The following is a 19,152-nucleotide window of genomic DNA, read 5'->3' on the forward strand; positions in this document are numbered from 1 at the left end:
TACACTACCAATATTAACGGTTAAAAAATGAATCTTTCACACTTGAGTTAATGTTATTTAAAACCTTGTCGGTAAAGGTGGGCAAGAAAGGGATTGAATATTAGTTTTGATGACACTTGTTAGAAAATGCTAATGCCCGTTTTCAATAAAGTTAACTTTTTTATTACAACAGTTGTTTATTTCCTCTCCTGCAGTTTATTTTGTAGAAGAAGATAATCATGATTTGCTGTAAATTTTAAATTAAGGAAAATTAAAAATGAAAAAAGTACAAAGTGGTTTTACATTAATCGAACTATTAATCGTTATCGCGATTATCGGTATTCTAGCAGCGGTAGCGTTGCCTGCTTATCAGAGTTATACACAAAGAGCTAAATTTTCAGAAGTGATCTTAGCTACTGGCCCAGTTAAGACAGCTGTTGAAATCTGCGCTCAAGTAGATGGAACGGTTGATGGTTGTCAAGGCGCATCTGCAGCACAAATTACTTCAGGAAATGGCACCGGCTTTGTTGATACTGTTCTATATGGAGACGGTTCTACTGATATTGTAACAATTACAGCTAAAGCTTCTGGCGGCGCGGGAACAGATACTTACATCTTATTAGGAACGATGAATTCAACATCTAAACAAGTTCTTTGGGAAATAAATCCTTCTTCTAATGAAGGGAGCTGTGTAGCTGGTGGTTCTTGTTAATTAATCATGACAACTCATAATATTAGTGGTCTTGCTTCTAGCTTGGCCACTCGTGGTTTACTCCCTTTCGATAAACTTCAACAAATCACTACCTCTGCCGCTAATGAGAAAAAATCATTGGTGAGCTATTTGGTGGAAAACAACTTTATCTCTAGTCTTGAGCTAGCGCAGTTCTGCGAAGCTGAATATGGTATTCCTCTATTAGACTCTGATACCCTTGAATTGGATAGTATCCCTGATAAGTTTATTAATCAGAAACTCATAGAGAAACATCATGCCCTGCCGGTGTATGTGCAATCTAAAACCCTCTATATCGCGATGTCTGATCCGACTAACGTTGGCGCCCTTGAAGATTTTGGTTTTAGCTTCTCTATGCATACCGAAGCACTATTAGTTGAGGAAGTATTCCTCAAAGAAGCAATCGACACCTTACTTGAGAATGATGAAGACTCGCTTGATGATATGGACATGGGTGACATCGACGATATTGAAGTTGATGATTCAGATTCCCGCTTAGATGAAGCACAAGGTGTTGATGATGACGCCCCGATCGTTAAATATATTAATGGTATTTTAATTGATGCGGTGCGCAAAGGTGCCTCAGATCTCCATTTTGAACCCTATGAAAAAAAATACCGTATCCGTTTTCGTATTGACGGTATTTTAAAAGAGATAGCTACCCCTCCGGTTAATCTTGCTAATCGTTTCTCTGCACGCTTAAAAGTGATGTCAAAGTTAGATATTGCTGAACGTCGTTTACCACAAGATGGTCGTATTAAGTTAAAAATATCCAGTAAACGTAGCATCGACCTACGTGTAAGTACCTTGCCCACTATGTGGGGCGAAAAAATTGTAATGCGTATTTTGGATTCATCGGCTGCGGCTCTTGATATTGATAAACTGGGTTACAGCGATGAACAGAAAGCGAAATACCTAGCGGCGCTTGATAAACCGCAAGGCATGATCTTGATTACCGGACCAACGGGTAGTGGTAAAACCGTTTCGCTGTATACCGGACTTAATATTCTGAATACCGTCGAACGTAATATTTCAACGGCGGAAGATCCGGTGGAGATTAATTTGGCAGGTATTAACCAAGTACAAATTAATATCAAAGCGGGATTAACCTTTGCCTCTGCGCTGCGTTCTTTTCTACGTCAAGATCCCGATATTGTGATGGTGGGTGAAATTCGTGATTTAGAAACCGCTGAAATAGGTATTAAAGCGGCGCAAACGGGTCACTTAGTATTATCAACACTGCATACCAACTCTGCCTCTGAAACATTAACGCGTTTATTAAATATGGGCGTCCCCGCCTTTAATATCGCCTCCTCGGTGTCGTTAATAATTGCTCAGCGTTTAGCACGTCGTTTGTGTCCTGAGTGTAAGGAAGTAGATAGCTATACGGACTTAGAACTGAAAACCATTGGTTTTAATGCGGGAGATATACAAAAGGGTATTACTCTTTATAAACCGGTTGGTTGCAGCAAATGTAGCGATGGTTATAAAGGTCGTGTGGGTATTTATGAAGTGATGATGATGAGTGATAATATCGGACATATTATTCTAAACGAAGGTAATGCGATGCAAATAGCGCAAGTCGCTGAAGCTGAAGGCATGTATACCTTACGTCAATCCGCATTACATCAAGCTATTGCAGGTATCACCAGTCTCAAAGAAGTAACACGTGTTACTTAGTGCTCAGCTATAATCTGTTTTGACTACAGCCCTAGGACGGGGCTATATTTTTACGGATAGCTCGGCACTTATCACTTATTACCCCTATTAACGAAAGGAAACAACATGGCTGCCAATAAGAAAGTAAAAGCTACAGTCATTCACACATTTAAATGGAATGGGATTAACAGAAAAGGCGGTAAGGTTTCTGGTGAATTGCAGGGAGAGTCTGCTGCAGAGGTGAAAGCTGAACTGCGTAAGCAGGGTGTTAATGTCACTAAAACCACAAAGAAAGCAAAATCGCTATTTTCCTTCGGTGACAAAATTAAACCAATGGATATTGCGATTATATCCCGCCAAATAGCGACGATGTTGAGCGCAGGTGTGCCGTTAGTACAAAGCTTGCAATTGATAGCCAAGAGTAATGAAAAAGCGCCATTGCGTGAGTTAATGAGCTCTATCGCTAATGAAGTGGCTTCTGGCACGCCGCTTTCTCAAACCCTACGTGGTCACCCAAAATATTTTGATGCGTTATACTGTGATTTAGTGGATGCCGGTGAACAATCGGGCGCACTGGAAACGATTTATGATCGTATCTCTATCTATAAAGAGAAATCAGAAGCGCTCAAATCAAAAATTAAAAAAGCGATGTTCTATCCCGCAGCGGTATTAGCGGTGGCAGGCGTGGTAACTATGTTATTACTTCTGTTTGTTATTCCCCAGTTTCAAGACATCTTTGAAGGTTTTGGTGCCGAGCTACCTGCGTTTACACTGTTTGTTTTAGGTATTTCAGATCTGGTGCAAGCTTATTGGTACATCATCCTCGGTGCTACAATGTTAGCGTGGTTTCTATTCAAGAAAGCGCATCTTAAATCTCAGAAAGTACGTGATAATACCGATAAATTTGTCCTTAAAATTCCGGTTATTAGTACTATTTTAGATAAAGCCGCGGTGGCACGCTTTGCGCGTACCTTATCAACCACCTTTGCTGCTGGTATTCCATTAGTTGATGCGCTTATTTCGGCGGCGGGTGCTTCTGGTAACTATGTTTACCGCAGTGCGATAAACAGCGTTCGCTCTGAAGTGATGGCGGGTATGCAGATGAATGTTGCAATGAAAACAACCGGTACGTTTCCAGATATGGTTTCACAGATGGTGATGATAGGTGAAGAGTCGGGGGATTTGGATGGCATGTTGAGTAAAGTTGCTGATATCTATGAGCAACAGGTTGATGATGCTGTTGATGCCTTAACAAGCTTATTAGAGCCGATGATTATGGTGGTATTAGGTGTGGTGGTTGGTGGTTTGATCGTCGCGATGTATCTACCTATCTTCCAATTGGGTAGTGTTATTGGTTAATTTATTAGCTGTCAGTTTTTAGCTGTCAGCTGATTTTCGCTGATAGCCGACAGCTTAAAGCTGAGGCTTCAATTTCTAATAGTGCGGCGGACGCATATCCACTTGATCTATTCCGCCATTATCTGGCTCTGCCTCTTTTAATTTTTCCACTAAATAAGCAACTTGTTCGGTAAGAATTTGTAATTTACGTTGCTGCTCAAAAACCTCATCGTTTAAGGTTTCTATGTTGTCATCCTGAAATGCAACTTTCATCTCTAGCTGTTCAATACGGCTTTCTGTACTCATTTATTACCTACTTTTTAATCGGCCAGATTTCAAGAAATCCAGCGGAGCTTTCTGAGGCGATTTTATCGCCATCCCATAATGTTGCCGAGTATACTACAGCTGTTTTCGGACGTGTTGCTTTTCTTGGTGTTACTGTCCATTCCTGTACACTTAATCCACTGTCGACATCCCACAAGTTCAATATTTTACTGCCATTACCCGTGAGTAACTGCTTGCCCTCGTTAATAAAACGTACCGAAGAAAAAATGGATTGGCGTGCGCTATAAATTAACGTACTTTGCAGTTCACCTGTTTTTATATCCCATATTTGTGATGATTTTTGATTATCAGCGACAAAAGCATAACGTCCCTGATCTTCTAGTTTGACCATTGAAACACGATGTTTAAAATTAAATTGTTGAATAATTTGTGCGGTTTCTGTGTTCCACAAAAAGGCGCGATGGTCATTACCACCGGAGAGTGCATAAAGGCCATTAGCTGAAAGATCGACACTATTTACTTTCTCGCTATGGATCGGCATTTCTAATCGACGCCCGGTTTGCAAATCAATATGAACTACTTTGCCATTTACTTGTCCATACAACACATATCGTCCATTTGCAGATAATCTAATGTCGCGAATAGGAGAATCATTAACTTGATAAAACCCAATTGATTTTCCGGTTTTGATATCCCAGATTGCAAATTCACTACGGCTTGCTGATAGTGCATAGTTATTATTAGCTGAAATACGCACAATATAGACATCGTTACTTTCAGCGTTACGATGTTGCCATTGATAGCGTAATTTATGCTGGCGGTTATCCCAAAGGCTTAAGCCATGATGGATAGATGAGATAATGGAGTAATCCCCATTTTGAGAAATTTCAGCTGCAAATGCGCCTTCGATAGCGTGTTCGTATTGATTTAGTGGCGCATCAGATTGGGAACAAGAAAGGATAAAAGTGAGGCAAGGTAGTATAAAAAGCAATTTAAATGGCTGTCTCACTAACATTTTTAATAACATTCGCGAATTAACTTTTGGTTATAATAAACAATTAAGGTTAGTATAAGCGTAACATTTTTGATAGTTGCTTATCCAATAAGTGACTATCTATTAACAAGTTTTTATATAAATATTTGGAGTAACAATGAAAAATGTATTTAAGGTTTCTTTATTAGCAGCAACTGTTGCACTTACTGTCGGTTGTAACGAAGTAAAAAAAGAGGAAGCGACTACTGTTTCTTTTGAAAATACTCAAGATAAAGCGGCTTACGCAATTGGCGCATCATTTGCTAGCTACGTAAATACAACACTTGAAAAGCAAGCTGAATTTGGAATGAGCTTAGATAAAGAGATCATTCTTAAAGGTATTACTGATAAGTTACGTGACCAATCTCAAATGACTGAAGAAGAGATGGTTGAGACATTAAAAGCGTACGATCTTGAAGTGAAAGCTGCTGCCGAGCAAAAACAGATTGAAATGGCTGAAAAATCAGCTGAAGAAGCTAAAACATTCTTAGCCGAAAATGCAAAAGTAGAAGGTGTAACGGTGACTGAATCTGGTCTTCAGTACTCAGTTATTACTGCAGCAGAAGGTCCTAAACCATCTGCTGAAGATACTGTTTCAGTTCATTATGTTGGTACATTAGTAGACGGTACTGAGTTTGATAGCTCAGTAAAACGTGGTCAACCTGCTAAATTCCCACTTAACCGTGTTATTCCTGGTTGGACTGAAGGTGTTCAACTAATGAGTGTTGGCGAAAAATACAAATTCGTTATCCCTGCTGATTTAGCATACGGCGAGCAAGGTGCAGGTTCTATTCCTCCAGGTTCTACACTTATTTTTGAAGTGGAATTACTAGAAATTGAACCAGTTGCAGCCGCTGCTGAGTAATATCACCACTTAAAGGTAAGCTCTTTTGCTTTCCCTTTCTGTCAAAAGAGATCGCCTAGTGCGATCTTTTTTTTGCCCTTTTTTTTGTCTGCTGTATCCTTGTTGCCTTATAAATCGAGGTAACAAATATGTGGGATGTAATAATCATTGGTGCTGGTGCATCTGGGCTAATGTGCGCAATTGAAGCGGGTAAACGTGGTCGTAAGGTATTAGTGGTAGATCATGCTAAACGAGCAGGTCAGAAAATCATAATGAGTGGAGGTGGGCGCTGTAACTTCACCAACTTATACGTTGAACCTGCTAATTTTCTTTGTGATAACCCCCACTTTGTAAAATCTGCACTCAGCCGTTATACCCAATGGGATTTTATTGCCATGGTTGATAAACATAATATCAGCTGGCATGAGCGCGACCATGGGCAACTATTTTGTGATGACAGTGCGAAGCAAATTATAGGCATGTTACTCGATGAAGCGAAAAGTGCAGGCGTAACCGTGCAATTACAGTGTGAGATCTTCTCCCAACAACAAATTGCTGATAACCACTTTAGTGTACAAACTAAAATGGGCAATTATGAGACAAAATCCCTAGTTGTCGCTACAGGTGGTTTATCGCTGCCTAAAATGGGTGCAACACCATTGGCTTATAAGATTGCAGATCATTATCAATTACCTGTTAAAGCAACTCGTGCTGGCTTAGTACCTTTCACATTACATCAAGCACAAAAAGAAAAGTTTGCTGATCTTTCTGGTATTAGTTTTCCTGCGACAGCAAGTTGTGAAATTAAAGTTGGTAAGAAAACCAAACAGATTAGCTTTAACGAAGCATTATTGTTTACCCATCGAGGTTTAAGTGGTCCTGTTATTTTACAAATCTCAAATTATTGGCAGGCGGGTGAAGCATTAACGTTGGATCTTCTTCCTAAGTTAGATCTTTTACAGGAACTGTTAATCACACAAAAAAATCGCCCTGAGTTAGGGTTAAAAACACTATTAAGTCACCAACTGCCTAAACGTGTGGTTGAGTGCTTATTAGAGAGCGCCGAAATAATCAGCGTGCCACTCAAGCAATACAATGAAAAGCAACTGCAGCAAGTTGCAGATCTTTTCCATCGCTGGTCTCCTGCTATTAATGGCACTGAAGGTTACCGCACCGCGGAAGTGACCTTGGGCGGTATCGATACCGATGTGATCTCTTCACAAACAATGCAGTGTAAATCTGTTGCTGGTTTATACTTTGTCGGTGAAGCATTAGACGTAACTGGTTGGTTAGGCGGGTTTAATTTCGCATGGGCGTGGTCAAGCGGCTGGGCTGCAGGACAGGTTGCTTAATCGTATTTGCATCAAATAAACACAATCTATCCTATTTAAAGGGAATAGATTGTGTTTATTATTTAGTTTCTTCTATTGCTTAAGTTTAAGCCTTTTCATCACCTTTATACTTACCCAAACAACTCTTTAATGTTCTTCTAAATGGTTGGAATTTCAATATTTCATCAAGCAAAATAATACCAAATACGACATAAAGTGGGGCTTCAAGGTAGATCATTAATGCGCATAATGGCAAAGCAATTATCCACTGTGTGATGATATTGACACGCACAATCAGGTAACTCTCCCCCATCGCTCTAATCATATTCCCACAAAACATGTTATTGGTACGAATTAGAGGTAAAACTATATAAATAGGCGCTATTGTCGCTAATGCTGTTAATGTCTCTGAGGATAAATTTGAGTATATTAATGGTGCTAGTTCACTGAAAATGTAAAAAATGAGCAGAATAAAGACAGCGATAATACGTGTAACTAGCAATGACTGATCAACGAATGGCGCGATTTTTTGGTGTTCATTTTTGCCAATGTATTGGCTGACTATAATCGTACTTGCTTGTGCCCATGTGTTGGCAAACATCGAGACAATTTTAATCCAAGGTAATACTAAGGTTATTGCGGCATAAGAAGCAACAGGTAGTTGGGCGAATAAAATCTGAAATAGAAGTAGCCCTGTTAATAGCACAATAAAATTTGCCACAATGGGCACGACTTCTTGAATATGCTCAATGACAGATTTTTTGCTTAAAATGAACAACCCAGTTACGTAACCATGGTATTTTTCTTTATATAAACGATAAGATAGGTAAGCAAAACGAATCACAATCGCAATCACACTTCCCCATGCTGCTCCCGCGAGCCCTAATTCAGGTGCGCCCCAGATACCGTAAATAAGAATAAAGCTACAAATCACATTACACGGTATTTCAATCATAAAGCCGTATAAGGGAATACGTGTTTTTTTGGTTGAGTTGAAGTAGACGACAATAACTTGTGAAGCGGATGAAAAAAGCAGTAATAATAATGATATCGACACATAACTTTTGGCTTCTGAAGCAACTAATGCATCGTGGGTAATATTTTCGATAAGTGGCGCGTTGAATAAAAATAGGGTGAACAGCGCAAGTAATGAAAAGCCAATATTGATTACCCAACCAGAGGTCATTACTAAACCAATATTGTTTTTATCGCCCGCACCGACAGCTCTTGATAGTACTAATTGCGTGCCATTGGCAATGGCAAACTGAATACCAATAATGAAGGAAACAATCGCACCAGCGATACCAAAAGCCGCTACCTGAGATTCCCCTAAAGATGCGATCAATAACAGGTCGATAATAGTAACCGATTGCATCAGTATCGCGTTGCAGGTCATTGGCCATGCAAGTGAAGCATTTTGTAAGAGTGTTTTTTTTGTAAATTTCATAAGCCTTGGTGTGATTATTTAAATTAGAGATTAAATTTGATGTATTTGAATGAGGGCGAAAAACCTCTTATAGCTGTTCCTTCAAAGGGTAATTTGATTATGTGAAAATAAGGATTAAAAGAGTGTGTTCGTGTTAATTCGCTCTATAGAACTCAGTATAAAGGTTTAATTATGTTGCAAGATGTTGATATTTATAATGTGTGAGCTTTATAGGGTTAAATATTAAAATAATACATAATGGCGGTATTTTTTTAGTGTCCTATTGTGTGGGCAATGCCCAATCAATACTGCTTTAAATAGTTAAGCAGAACCGTTTTTTGTTACTAAGCTTTAGTAGTTATATATTCGTTTAGTTTACAAGGAAATTGATGATGCGTTTGTATGCGAGTGCGTTAGTTTTTGCTTTTATGTTAGTAACCGCCCCTAATAATAGTGCTGCAGCTTCGGTGGCATCTTTTCCTATTGATTGGCAAGATTGGCCTGTTGTAGCAAGGCACCAAATTTATTCAACGGATACCATTTTGCCTGAAGATGCATCCGCTTTTTTTCAAGAGTCAGTTTATGCCTATACTTGGATGAACAATGGTCAAGGCTCGCCACTTACTATTCGTGTTAATCCTAATAAGATGCAGCAATATCAAACCCATGGCCCCTATACTGATGGTATTACCGTTGTTGCAATTGCTGAGGCGAGTAATATTGTTTGGGTTACTGAGCACTTAGGTGGGTTTCCTATTTATGGAAGTTATAATCTTAAAGGGGAAGATGTGAGTGATGATCACCCATCATTAGCACCCGATTTTTGCCATAGTTGTCACAATACCTATAAAGATATCTGCATCAATGGAACATGTTTCACTCCTGAGCCATAAGGTAACTAAGATGAAGCGTTCATTTCTTCCCGTATTAACTATTAATCAGATGCTGGTAGTCTCTCATATTGTGCTTGTTGTGATGATTATATTGGGAATGAGTATTAGCCGATTTAATTATGAATGGCAGTTACATGTTAAACAGGCCTCGCAGAGAGCTGAAGATGTATTACTGTTTCATGTTAAGCATGTCTCGTTATGGGTTTCCGGACGAAACTACACAACGCTTATGCTCCCCACGCATGTTAACGAGTTATATCGGCATAAAAATCTATTGTTTCTTGATATTAAAGGGATATCTGACCACCAGTCGAAATTGTTCCATGTTCGCTATCTGCGTGAAAATAAGGATATATGGCGGGAAGATATTACTTTAGCTGATATTGAGCAGTTACAGCTTATAAAAAGTCGTTTTGAAAAACTATTAAAGCTAACCCCTGAAAGCGAGACTGAAAGACGTGCCAAACTGGATTATATTATTCAAAAATCAGCGATCGATTATAATGAAGGTTTGAAAAGCTTAGCTGCAAAGAAGCAGTTTAGTGGTTTTAGCATAGAGAGCATAACCTCTGAATCCCCCTACTATTTTGATGAACAATTAAATCAATTACATATGTCGGTACCTCTTGAGAATGATAATGCCGGAAGGTTATGGGGGGTATTTGATGTTCAAGAATTAGCATCATTACATCAGAAGTTATTAGTTGATCTTATTTTTGAGGCTGTGCTTGCTATTTTTATATCCTTAGTTTTAATTGTAATTGTTACTCGGCGGTTGGTTGCACCGATTAAAAATCTCTCTAAACATATGCGTGAAGAGATTGAGAATATTCAAATTAGAGAGATAAAAGAGCGTTATCGTAGCGATGAGATTGGAGAGTTAGCGAGAACGTTTATTTTGTTAGTAACTGAAATTCAGTTTCAAGTGAGAGATTTAAAGCAAAAATCGAACACTGATGCTTTAACGGGGCTAGGCTCTAGGCATAAATATGTACATCAAGCTGAACCATTGCTGAAAACTGCACTACTTTCTGGTCGAAATTTTGCGCTTATCGTCTGTGATATCGATAATTTTAAATCCTTTAATGATAGTTATGGGCATACCGAGGGAGATCACGTCATACAGGCGGTTGCGAAAGCGATGTTGGATACGATTGGTCGGGATGATAAATGTTATCGTATTGGTGGAGACGAGTTTGTAATACTGATTCCTGATTATGTTAAGGGATCTCACCTTATTAAAGCTGAGAATATTCGTAAAGCGGTACAACATTTAGATCTCGTTTTTAATAAAAGCACGGAAAAGCATAATTTATCTATCTCTTTGGGCATGAGCTTTATAGAGGCGATTGATCTTCATGCAGAAGATATAGATTTTTCTAGCTTATTTAGTGAATTTTTTAATAAAGCCGATCAACAGTTATATGTCGCTAAAAATAGAGGGCGCAACAATGTATCATCGGCAAAATTTATTCTCAGGTCAGGTAAATAAATTTTTAAGTTTACTGTTAATTAATAAAAGTTATAGTTTTTGATGTGATAATTATTTATTTTCTTTAAATAGGTATGCATTTTGACTAGCTAAAAATTGCATACCAGTTATGTAACCCATTTTATAATCAGCAGCTAGCGCCTCATCACTACTGCCAATTAGTCGGCTTGTTAGTTTTTTTGCTGGTGCTATTTCAATGACCTGCACATCCTCAGGTGGTGAATTGATAAATTTTACTGCTTCATTGTAAGCATTTTCATGGCCTGTAATTATATTTAATACCTTAGGGCATCGTTGTGAACTGCACATCCAAGATTTCAAAGTATGGGCCCAAGGAGAGTGTACATTTTGCTCTTTAGCAACGGTGCGCAACACGATTATCTTTTTAGCCCCTCTTTGATACGCCTCTTGAACAGGTATTGGCAGTGCAACACCGCCATCTACGAAATGTTCACCATCAATTGCGACGCCATTTTTATATAAATAGGGCAGTGCGCTAGAGGCTTTGAGCATTGTCAGCCAATTATTTTGTGTAGGCTGCAAAAAACGAGGGCTAAAATCCTCCATATTGGTGGCAGCAAAGAGTAGTGTACGTTTTTCTAATTGTCTTTGAACGCACCCCATATTCAGTTGGTATTCAGGATCGCAGGCTTTTTTAAAGTACCAATCAAGATCTACTGTATTACCACCTGCTAGTGGGCGTTTCATATTAAAAAATTCAGGGTGCTGTGAGAGTTGCATGATTGAACGTTTTGCATAACCGAACTGCCCGCTCATGTAGCTCGAGAGATTCTGTGCACCCGCAGAGGTACCTATTAATAAAGAGAAGGGGTTAAAGCTTTGGGCTATCCAACTATCTAATATACCAGCAGTAAAAATGCCGCGTTGACCGCCACCCTCAACAACAAGTGCCGTATTTTTAATTGCTGTTGATGAAGAATAATTTTGGTGGTGTTCTAAGCTACTGTTTAACTGGTCACTGCTGCTCATTGCTAATTGGTTCATATGTCCTCCGTGATTCACAAGGAGTCAATGTACGCTAATATCTTAGATAGTTTAAATCGTTAGTTTGTTTTAATTTAATAGTTAAAAACTATTTTAAAACGTAGCAATTTTTAGCAGGTAAGAGCGATGAGTCATTGTTCAGAAAAAACCTGATCAAAATAGTGTAGCGGAGCGACTTTTGCATTTGCTTTACGTTGCCATTTCGCTTTATTTGCAACTAACCATTTTTGTTGCGAACCGTTAATGATAGCTTGGCTAACCTCTGCTTCACGCAACTCATGCTCAAAGGCAACTTCATAGGATGTGATTTGTGATTGTATCGCCGGTATTAATGGTATTTGGTTTAACGCCCGTGGTTGCTCAATTAAACGTACTGAGGCGCAGCTAATAATGCCGATATCAGCATTAAATTGACCGTAAAATTCTTTGATACGCCCATCCACTATGTCTCTATCATTGCTACGAATACGGCCTCCTGGTAGCCAGGTTTCGATACTCTCGTACTGCGATAAGTGGTGAGCAGCTTCAAAATTATTGGTGATAACCCTCAGCTCGCTGTGACCAGATAGCCGTTCTGCAATGTTAGCAATTGTAGTGCCTATCCCCAAAAAGAGTGTGCAGCCGTTTGGTATCTGCGTGGCAACCTGTTCTGCAATAAGTTGCTTCTCATCTTGATTGCTTATTTTTCGAGAGATATAACTTCGGTTGGTTAAGGTAACCGGTAGGCCTACCCCTCCATGATGACGGCAAGCGAGGCCTAATGCGCAAAGTTCATTGATATCTCTGCGGATAGTTTGTGTAGTAATGGCAAAACTATGGGCAAGTTGTTCTATCGAGCAATATTCCTCTTTATGGATCATATCAATGATGGTTTGCTGACGAACACTTATTTTATGCTTGCTGGTGGCAACCTTACTATGATGCATAAGCTAATATCGCACGATAGGCTTGAGGTTTATCGGTTATCATCATATCCACTCCCCATCCCCAGTGTTGTTCGACTAACGCTGGTTGATTTGGGGTATAGCAATAAAGCTGATAATCACTTTGTTTTAACTGCTGTGCTTGACGCTCAGTTAAGAACCGATAGTCACAATGTACGCTATAGGCGTCGATCTCTTTTAAGTTTGCAAGGGCATCTGTTGGAATTTTCTCCCACAGTTGCCCGCGGCGTATTTGTGGTTGAAGGTTTTGCATCCGTTTCAATGCTTCAGCATTAAAACTAGAAAACAGTAACTGAGTGTCGATGCACTGTGATTCAGTAATCACTTCACTGATTCTTTCACATAACACCTGCACATCATCTTGCGGGTACAGTTTGAGCTCGATATTCACTTTCAAATTATTCTTTTTAGCTAAGCACAGTGTTTCAGCCAGTGTTGGAATACGCTCTTCTGTGAATGCTTGCCCAAACCATTGCCCGGCATCAAGTTGTTTTAAGCTTGATAACGCCAACTCTGCAACTGCACCACTTCCATTTGAACAACGATCGACAGTGCGGTCATGAATTACCATCGGTACTTTATCCAAGCTGAGTTGAACATCTATCTCAATCCAATCACAACCTAATTCAGCTGCCTTCATAAAAGCCGCTAAAGTATTTTCTGGTGCGAGGCTCGAAGCGCCACGATGCGCTGTGGTTTTTATTGTTTTCTGAACCGTTTGTTGTGCTTTTTCTGGGATAGCGATGTTCATGATTCTCTCTGCTTAATTATTTTCCTTTAGCTAAATATTATTAAAAGTTTGTTGCAGTTTTATGTCATAACAATCTGTTTTTTAATGATAAGTAACGTTCACTTCTGTTCATATTACTGTCATTTTTGTGTCGTGAAAGTGTCATATATTTCATTTAACCTTCATTTGAACATTTCGAGAGGAGGGTAGTTAGATTACTTATTCTTCCAAATAATATTAATGACAGCTTAAATAAAGGACAAATCAAATGTCTATTAAACACCTCAGTGCAGTAGCGGTTGCAAGTGCTCTATTAAGTCACTCAGTTCAGGCAAAAACAGAAGTTGAGTGGTGGCATGCAATGGGAGGCGCGTTAGGTCAGAAAGTAAATGAGATTGCTGCTGATTTTAATGCGGGTCAATCAGAGTATGAAATAAAGCCTGTTTATAAAGGTAGTTATGCGGAAACTATGACTAGCGCAATTGCGGCATTTCGTGCAAAGCAGCAGCCTGCAATTGTACAAGTTTTTGAAGTGGGTACTGCAACCATGATGGGCGCAAAGCAGGTGATTTATCCTGTGCATGAATTGATGGAGGACACTAAAGAACCCTTCGATTCTGGCCATTATTTGTCTGCGGTAACAGGTTATTACACGACAAGTGACGGCAAAATGGTATCGATGCCCTTTAATAGTTCTACGCCCGTACTGTATTACAACAAAGATATGTTTAAGAAAGCGGGCATTGAATCTGCACCTAAAACATGGAAAGAGATGGAGCAGGTGTCAAAGCAGTTGATCGCCTCTGGTGCACAGTGTGGTTTTAGCACCACTTGGCAGTCTTGGACCCAAATAGAGAATTTTGGTGCACGTAATAACGTTGCAATGGCAAGTAATAATAATGGTTTTGATGGCTTTGATAGCGAGTTTCAATTTAATAGAGAGCCTTTCGTAAAACATATCGAACGACTACAAAAATGGTCTGAATCAGGCATCTTTAAATATGGTGGTCGCCAATCAAGTGGCATGCCATTGTTCTATACCCAAGAGTGTGCGATGACCATGGGATCATCTGCAGGCTTATCTGGTATTCAAGAGAGTATGGCTGGAGTTGATGTGGGTGTGGCAGAACTACCTTATGACGATACGCTGATTATGAAACCACAAAATACCATTATTGGTGGAGCCTCTTTATGGGCGCTACGTGGTCATGATAGTGAGCAATATAAAGGCGTAGCACAGTTCTTCTCTTACCTATCGAGTGCAGAGGTTCAAGCGGATTGGCATCAATTTACTGGCTACCTGCCTATCACAACAGAGGCATACGAGTTAACCCAGAAAGAAGGTTTTTATGATCAAAATCCGGGCACTGATATCGCTGTTTTACAAATGACCTCGGTTGAACCAACCGCTAATTCTAAAGGTGTTCGTTTTGGTAACTTTTTACAAGTTCGCGACATTATTAACCAAGAATTAGAAGCGGTTTGGGCTGGTAATAAATCAGCTAAACAAGGATTAGATGATGCAGTTCGCCTTGGTAATCAGCAGTTAAGACGTTTTGAGCGTACTCAAAAGTAAAGTTGTGAATGAAAAGATAAAATTCAACATTTAGCGCCTCTTTTGCAAGAGGCGCATATTTTATCTTAGCGTAATTTATCCGTGGAAATATTTATGTCGTCTCCCGTTATTTTTAAAAATAGATACCTGCCCTACGCGCTGATTGCGCCGCAGCTATTGATTACCATTGTGTTTTTTATTTTGCCTGCAGGGCAAGCCATTTTCCAGTCAGCTCAATTAGAAGATGCTTTTGGGTTAAGCAGAGAGTTTGTTGGTTTAGAAAATTTTATTAACCTATTTAACGATAGCTATTATCTTGAATCCTTTTTTACGACGTTAAAATTTAGCGTCAGTGTGGCGGTGCTCGCATTAGTTTGTGCATTAATATTATCTGCTTTTGCAGAGCATATTGTTCGTGGTGCCACTTTTTATCGTACCTTTTTGATTTGGCCTTATGCAGTTGCACCCGTGGTTGCCGGCTCTCTTTGGTTATTCTTGTTTGACCCGAGCATCGGTGTTGTGACCGATATGTTGGAATGGTTTGGAATTAATTGGAATCCCACTTTGAATGGCGATCATGCGATGTGGATGGTGATTATTACCTCTACTTGGAAGCAGATCAGTTATAACTTTTTATTCTTTTTAGCGGCATTGCAATCTGTTCCTAAGTCATTACATGAAGCTGCTGCTATTGATGGTAGTGGACCCATAAAACGATTTATCACGATTAGTTTTCCACTGATCTCACCAACTAGCTTTTTCTTATTGGTGATTAACTTTGTTTATGCCTTCTTTGATACTTTCGCTGTGATTCATGCGATGACACAAGGTGGCCCCGGTAACAGCACATCAACCTTAGTCTACAAGGTATATAACGATGGGTTTATTGGCTTAGATCTTGGTTCTTCTGCTGCTCAATCGGTTATTTTAATGGTGCTCGTTGCGCTGTTAACCGTATTCCAATTTAAATATGTAGAAAAGAAGGTAGCGTACTAATGGTAGAAAGAAGACCACTCTTTAGGATTTTTTGTCATGTTATTTTAGTGCTTGGCATTGTTTCCATTGCACTGCCTGTTTGGGTTGCCGTTGTTGCAACAACACATGAAAATAGTGCTTTCTCAACGAGCACGCCACTTTGGTTTGGTGATTTAGGATTTAGTGTCTTTCGTGACTTGTTAAGTAATGAAAGTACTTTTAATAATTCATCATTGCCCATTACCGATATGTTGTTTAATTCGATGATCATGGCGTTAGCTATTACTGTTGGTAAATTATCTATTTCGATTATGTCGGCTTATGCCGTGGTGTTTTTCAGGTTCCCTGGGCGTATGTTGGCTTTTTGGATGATTTTTTTCACACTGATGCTACCCGTTGAAGTGCGTATTATTCCAACCTTTGAGATTGTCACTAATCTCAACATGCTGAACTCATTTTCAGGGTTAACGATTCCACTGATTGCCAGTGCAACCGCCACATTCTTATTTAGACAGTTCTTTTTAACGGTGCCTCGTGAGCTAGTTGAAGCCGCGCGTATTGATGGTGCTGGTCCTATTCGCTTCTTTTTCGATATATTGCTGCCACTTTCGCGCACTAATATCGCCGCGTTGTTTGTGATCACCTTTATCTATGGTTGGAACCAGTATTTATGGCCGCTGTTGATCACCACTGATGCACAGTATTACACCATCGTGATGGGCATCAAGCAGATGCTTGGTGTCACAGACGGAATTATCGAGTGGAATAAAATTATGGCCACCACAATTATCGCAATGCTACCGCCAGTTATCGTAGTTATTGCTATGCAAAAGGCGTTTGTTAAAGGCCTAGTAGATTCGGAGAAGTAAATGTCAACTGTAACACTTTCAAATATTGCTAAAGCGTACCCAAATGGCTACCAAGCTGTTCATAAACTTAATTTAGATATCCAAGATGGCGAGATGGTGGTGCTTGTTGGACCAAGTGGCTGCGGCAAATCAACACTATTACGAATGATTGCTGGACTGGAGGAGATAACCTCTGGCGAACTGACAATCGATGGAAGTATTGTTAACCATTTAGAACCAGGCGAGCGAGATATTGCGATGGTATTTCAAAACTATGCGCTTTACCCACATATGACTATCTATAACAATATGGCTTATGGATTACGTAACCGTAAAACCCCTAAGGCGGAGATTCACCGTTTAGTGACTGAAGCCGCTGAAATGTTAGAGCTTTCTGAGTTATTAGAGAGAAAGCCAAAAGAGCTTTCTGGTGGGCAAAAACAACGTGTTGCGATGGGACGCGCGATTGTACGTGAACCTAAGGTATTCCTGTTTGATGAACCACTTTCTAACCTAGATGCTAAATTACGGGTACAGATGAGGCTACAAATTAAGAAGTTACAGCGCCGTTTAGGGACAACGTCAATTTATGTAACCCATGATCAAGTTGAGGCGATGACACTTGCGGATAAATTAGTGGTACTCAACAAAGGTAATGTAGAGCAAGTAGGGCGTCCTATTGAAATTTATGACCGACCAGCATCAGTTTTTGTTGCCACTTTTATCGGCTCACCATCGATGAATATCTTTGATGCAAATATCATTTCACAAGGGGTTAAGTTAGGTAATTTATTATACAAATTTAATACCCAATATTTAAAAATTGGCGGTGTAAAATTAGGTATTCGACCTGAACATTTACAAGTGACTAAAACCAACCCGTGGTTTGAAGTGGAAGTTGAATTGATTGAAGCATTGGGGGCAGACCTGCTCGTTTACTGCAGAACAACGGGTGAGCACAGCCAAAATTTGGTGGTGCGTGTTGATGGGCATAGTCAATTTAAACTAGGGGATGTAATTGGTTTAACCACTAAACTTGAACACTTGCATCTATTTGATGCAACGACATCGAAGCGCATTCACATTGAAAATAACGTACAACCAATTACCGAGGCTATTTATGCTTAATTCAACACTCAATCGTGGGCATAGTGTAATGCCTAAACCACTGACTGCGATATCATCAACGCAAGCAAAATCGATCAAATGGCTGTTTACTGATGTCGATGATACCCTCACTTGGGAAGGCTCGCTTCCTTTAGAGAGCATGATTGCATTGAATAAGTTATCTGCAGCGGGTGTACGCGTAGTTCCTGTTACTGGGGCTTGTGCAGGATGGTGTGATCAAATAGCTAAACTTTGGCCTGTTCATGGTGTTATTGGAGAGAACGGCGCTTTTTGGATGCAAAAAAACAGTGATGGATTTAGTACCCAAGCAACTATTGCACTCGATACTATGAAGCTGCAGCAAGAAAAGCTTATTGAGCAGCTTAATATTTTATTGCTTGAGTATCCTGACATTGGTTTTGCTAATGATCAGCCTTTTCGTTACTGCGATGTGGCGATCAACCTAAGCCAAGATAGAGAGCCTATCAGTGATAATATTTGTCGAGATTTAATCGCCAAAATAACTAAACTAACCGTTGATGGGCATCCTGTTAATGCAACGGAAAGCTCAATACACCTTAACGTTTGGGTTGGAAGCCACAGTAAACGCTTAACCACAGAGGCTTATTTATTACATGATGCCTTAGTAAATAAGATTGATGCGCCAATAAACCTTAATGAAATCGCTTATATTGGCGACTCGTTAAATGATGAGTCGATGTTTGCGTGGTTGCCCATGACATTTGGGGTAAGAAATATCGAACCAATTTTATCTCGGTTTAAAGCTAAACCTGCTTATATCACCAATAAAAATGGCGGGTATGGGTTTGCTGAGTTAGCTGAAGTTATTGTAGAAGCGAAAAAATCACTGGCTGCTTGAAATATTGATTGACGCTTTTAATAAAAACCATAAAAAAGGCCAAGTTACTATGTTTAAGTAACGATAGTGACTTGGCTTGCTTAGATCTTCTACATCCA

General features: G+C 39.6%; 18 protein-coding genes. 12 read left to right on the forward strand and 6 right to left on the reverse strand.

Going from position 1 to position 19,152, the window contains the following annotated elements:
- Positions 1-256: 256 nt before the first annotated feature.
- The 3 genes from QQK09_RS10365 (at position 257) to QQK09_RS10375 (ending at position 3,727) form a co-directional block, all read left to right on the forward strand.
- Positions 257-691 (forward strand): pilin, encoded by a 435-nt coding sequence (locus tag QQK09_RS10365; protein WP_284204061.1) that lies wholly within the window; start codon positions 257-259, stop codon positions 689-691.
- A gap of 6 nt (positions 692-697) precedes the next feature.
- Positions 698-2,389: a type IV-A pilus assembly ATPase PilB gene (gene pilB, locus QQK09_RS10370; protein WP_284204062.1), complete on the forward strand. Its 1,692-nt coding sequence runs from the start codon at positions 698-700 to the stop codon at positions 2,387-2,389.
- Positions 2,390-2,494: 105 nt separating this feature from the next.
- Positions 2,495-3,727, forward strand: a complete 1,233-nt coding sequence (locus QQK09_RS10375; RefSeq protein ID WP_284204063.1) for a type II secretion system F family protein — start codon at positions 2,495-2,497, stop codon at positions 3,725-3,727.
- Between the two features lie 75 nt (positions 3,728-3,802).
- On the opposite strand, the gene QQK09_RS10380 is transcribed toward QQK09_RS10375, so the two are convergent.
- A complete protein-coding gene (locus QQK09_RS10380; protein WP_284204064.1) occupies positions 3,803-4,012 on the reverse strand; it encodes a SlyX family protein in 210 nt (69 codons plus the stop codon).
- A gap of 7 nt (positions 4,013-4,019) precedes the next feature.
- Entirely contained in the window at positions 4,020-5,018 is a 999-nt protein-coding gene (locus QQK09_RS10385; protein WP_284204065.1) for a WD40 repeat domain-containing protein, read from the reverse strand.
- A gap of 124 nt (positions 5,019-5,142) precedes the next feature.
- Between QQK09_RS10385 and fkpA the strand changes: the two genes are divergently transcribed.
- Positions 5,143-5,889, forward strand: coding sequence for an FKBP-type peptidyl-prolyl cis-trans isomerase (fkpA, locus tag QQK09_RS10390; protein WP_284204066.1), 747 nt, complete (start codon positions 5,143-5,145; stop codon positions 5,887-5,889).
- 128 nt (positions 5,890-6,017) lie between these two features.
- Positions 6,018-7,220, forward strand: coding sequence for a BaiN/RdsA family NAD(P)/FAD-dependent oxidoreductase (locus QQK09_RS10395; RefSeq protein WP_284204067.1), 1,203 nt, complete (start codon positions 6,018-6,020; stop codon positions 7,218-7,220).
- A gap of 85 nt (positions 7,221-7,305) precedes the next feature.
- On the opposite strand, the gene QQK09_RS10400 is transcribed toward QQK09_RS10395, so the two are convergent.
- On the reverse strand, positions 7,306-8,646 hold the full coding sequence (locus QQK09_RS10400; protein WP_284204068.1) for an MATE family efflux transporter: 1,341 nt from the start codon (positions 8,644-8,646) through the stop codon (positions 7,306-7,308).
- Positions 8,647-9,014: 368 nt separating this feature from the next.
- On the opposite strand from QQK09_RS10400, the gene QQK09_RS10405 reads away from it, so the two are divergent.
- On the forward strand, positions 9,015-9,518 hold the full coding sequence (locus QQK09_RS10405) for a hypothetical protein (RefSeq protein WP_284204069.1): 504 nt from the start codon (positions 9,015-9,017) through the stop codon (positions 9,516-9,518).
- 10 nt (positions 9,519-9,528) lie between these two features.
- Positions 9,529-11,010 carry a GGDEF domain-containing protein gene (locus QQK09_RS10410; RefSeq protein WP_284204070.1) on the forward strand — a complete coding sequence of 494 codons (1,482 nt, stop codon included), beginning with the start codon at positions 9,529-9,531 and terminating at the stop codon, positions 11,008-11,010.
- 51 nt (positions 11,011-11,061) lie between these two features.
- Here QQK09_RS10410 and QQK09_RS10415 read toward each other — a convergent pair whose 3' ends face one another.
- The 3 genes from QQK09_RS10415 to QQK09_RS10425 form a co-directional block, all read right to left on the reverse strand.
- A complete protein-coding gene (locus QQK09_RS10415) occupies positions 11,062-12,015 on the reverse strand; it encodes a patatin-like phospholipase family protein (protein WP_284204071.1) in 954 nt (317 codons plus the stop codon).
- 131 nt (positions 12,016-12,146) lie between these two features.
- A complete protein-coding gene (locus QQK09_RS10420; protein WP_284204072.1) occupies positions 12,147-12,941 on the reverse strand; it encodes a DeoR/GlpR family DNA-binding transcription regulator in 795 nt (264 codons plus the stop codon).
- Positions 12,931-13,710, reverse strand: a complete 780-nt coding sequence (locus tag QQK09_RS10425) for a glycerophosphoryl diester phosphodiesterase (RefSeq protein ID WP_284204073.1) — start codon at positions 13,708-13,710, stop codon at positions 12,931-12,933. The genes QQK09_RS10420 and QQK09_RS10425 overlap by 11 nt, the downstream gene beginning before the upstream one ends.
- 247 nt (positions 13,711-13,957) lie before the next feature.
- Here QQK09_RS10425 and ugpB point away from each other — a divergent pair, with 247 nt between their 5' ends.
- The 5 genes from ugpB (at position 13,958) to QQK09_RS10450 (ending at position 19,054) form a co-directional block, all read left to right on the forward strand.
- The gene (gene ugpB, locus QQK09_RS10430) at positions 13,958-15,265 is read left to right on the forward strand and encodes a sn-glycerol-3-phosphate ABC transporter substrate-binding protein UgpB (RefSeq protein WP_284204074.1); all 1,308 of its coding nucleotides are present in this window, start codon (positions 13,958-13,960) and stop codon (positions 15,263-15,265) included.
- 93 nt (positions 15,266-15,358) lie between these two features.
- On the forward strand, positions 15,359-16,240 hold the full coding sequence (gene ugpA, locus QQK09_RS10435; protein WP_284204075.1) for a sn-glycerol-3-phosphate ABC transporter permease UgpA: 882 nt from the start codon (positions 15,359-15,361) through the stop codon (positions 16,238-16,240).
- Positions 16,240-17,088 carry a sn-glycerol-3-phosphate ABC transporter permease UgpE gene (ugpE, locus tag QQK09_RS10440; RefSeq protein ID WP_284204076.1) on the forward strand — a complete coding sequence of 283 codons (849 nt, stop codon included), beginning with the start codon at positions 16,240-16,242 and terminating at the stop codon, positions 17,086-17,088. The genes ugpA and ugpE overlap by 1 nt, the downstream gene beginning before the upstream one ends.
- Positions 17,089-18,195, forward strand: coding sequence for a sn-glycerol-3-phosphate ABC transporter ATP-binding protein UgpC (ugpC, locus tag QQK09_RS10445; protein ID WP_284204077.1), 1,107 nt, complete (start codon positions 17,089-17,091; stop codon positions 18,193-18,195).
- Positions 18,188-19,054: an HAD-IIB family hydrolase gene (locus QQK09_RS10450; protein WP_284204078.1), complete on the forward strand. Its 867-nt coding sequence runs from the start codon at positions 18,188-18,190 to the stop codon at positions 19,052-19,054. Before ugpC ends, QQK09_RS10450 begins: the two co-directional genes overlap by 8 nt.
- Positions 19,055-19,152: the final 98 nt, after the last annotated feature.

It is taken from the genome of Psychromonas marina (assembly GCF_030161115.1).
In the GTDB taxonomy this organism is placed as follows: Bacteria; Pseudomonadota; Gammaproteobacteria; order Enterobacterales; family Psychromonadaceae; genus Psychromonas; species Psychromonas marina.

Bases quoted from the DNA above. Each gene is read 5' to 3' on its own strand.
- QQK09_RS10365 (WP_284204061.1), top strand. From the start codon at position 257: ATGAAAAAAGTACAAAGTGGTTTTACATTAATCGAACTATTAATCGTT.
- pilB (WP_284204062.1), top strand. From the start codon at position 698: ATGACAACTCATAATATTAGTGGTCTTGCTTCTAGCTTGGCCACTCGT.
- QQK09_RS10375 (WP_284204063.1), top strand. From the start codon at position 2,495: ATGGCTGCCAATAAGAAAGTAAAAGCTACAGTCATTCACACATTTAAA.
- QQK09_RS10380 (WP_284204064.1), bottom strand. From the start codon at position 4,012: ATGAGTACAGAAAGCCGTATTGAACAGCTAGAGATGAAAGTTGCATTT.
- QQK09_RS10385 (WP_284204065.1), bottom strand. From the start codon at position 5,018: ATGTTATTAAAAATGTTAGTGAGACAGCCATTTAAATTGCTTTTTATA.
- fkpA (WP_284204066.1), top strand. From the start codon at position 5,143: ATGAAAAATGTATTTAAGGTTTCTTTATTAGCAGCAACTGTTGCACTT.
- QQK09_RS10395 (WP_284204067.1), top strand. From the start codon at position 6,018: ATGTGGGATGTAATAATCATTGGTGCTGGTGCATCTGGGCTAATGTGC.
- QQK09_RS10400 (WP_284204068.1), bottom strand. From the start codon at position 8,646: ATGAAATTTACAAAAAAAACACTCTTACAAAATGCTTCACTTGCATGG.
- QQK09_RS10405 (WP_284204069.1), top strand. From the start codon at position 9,015: ATGATGCGTTTGTATGCGAGTGCGTTAGTTTTTGCTTTTATGTTAGTA.
- QQK09_RS10410 (WP_284204070.1), top strand. From the start codon at position 9,529: ATGAAGCGTTCATTTCTTCCCGTATTAACTATTAATCAGATGCTGGTA.
- QQK09_RS10415 (WP_284204071.1), bottom strand. From the start codon at position 12,015: ATGAACCAATTAGCAATGAGCAGCAGTGACCAGTTAAACAGTAGCTTA.
- QQK09_RS10420 (WP_284204072.1), bottom strand. From the start codon at position 12,941: ATGCATCATAGTAAGGTTGCCACCAGCAAGCATAAAATAAGTGTTCGT.
- QQK09_RS10425 (WP_284204073.1), bottom strand. From the start codon at position 13,710: ATGAACATCGCTATCCCAGAAAAAGCACAACAAACGGTTCAGAAAACA.
- ugpB (WP_284204074.1), top strand. From the start codon at position 13,958: ATGTCTATTAAACACCTCAGTGCAGTAGCGGTTGCAAGTGCTCTATTA.
- ugpA (WP_284204075.1), top strand. From the start codon at position 15,359: ATGTCGTCTCCCGTTATTTTTAAAAATAGATACCTGCCCTACGCGCTG.
- ugpE (WP_284204076.1), top strand. From the start codon at position 16,240: ATGGTAGAAAGAAGACCACTCTTTAGGATTTTTTGTCATGTTATTTTA.
- ugpC (WP_284204077.1), top strand. From the start codon at position 17,089: ATGTCAACTGTAACACTTTCAAATATTGCTAAAGCGTACCCAAATGGC.
- QQK09_RS10450 (WP_284204078.1), top strand. From the start codon at position 18,188: ATGCTTAATTCAACACTCAATCGTGGGCATAGTGTAATGCCTAAACCA.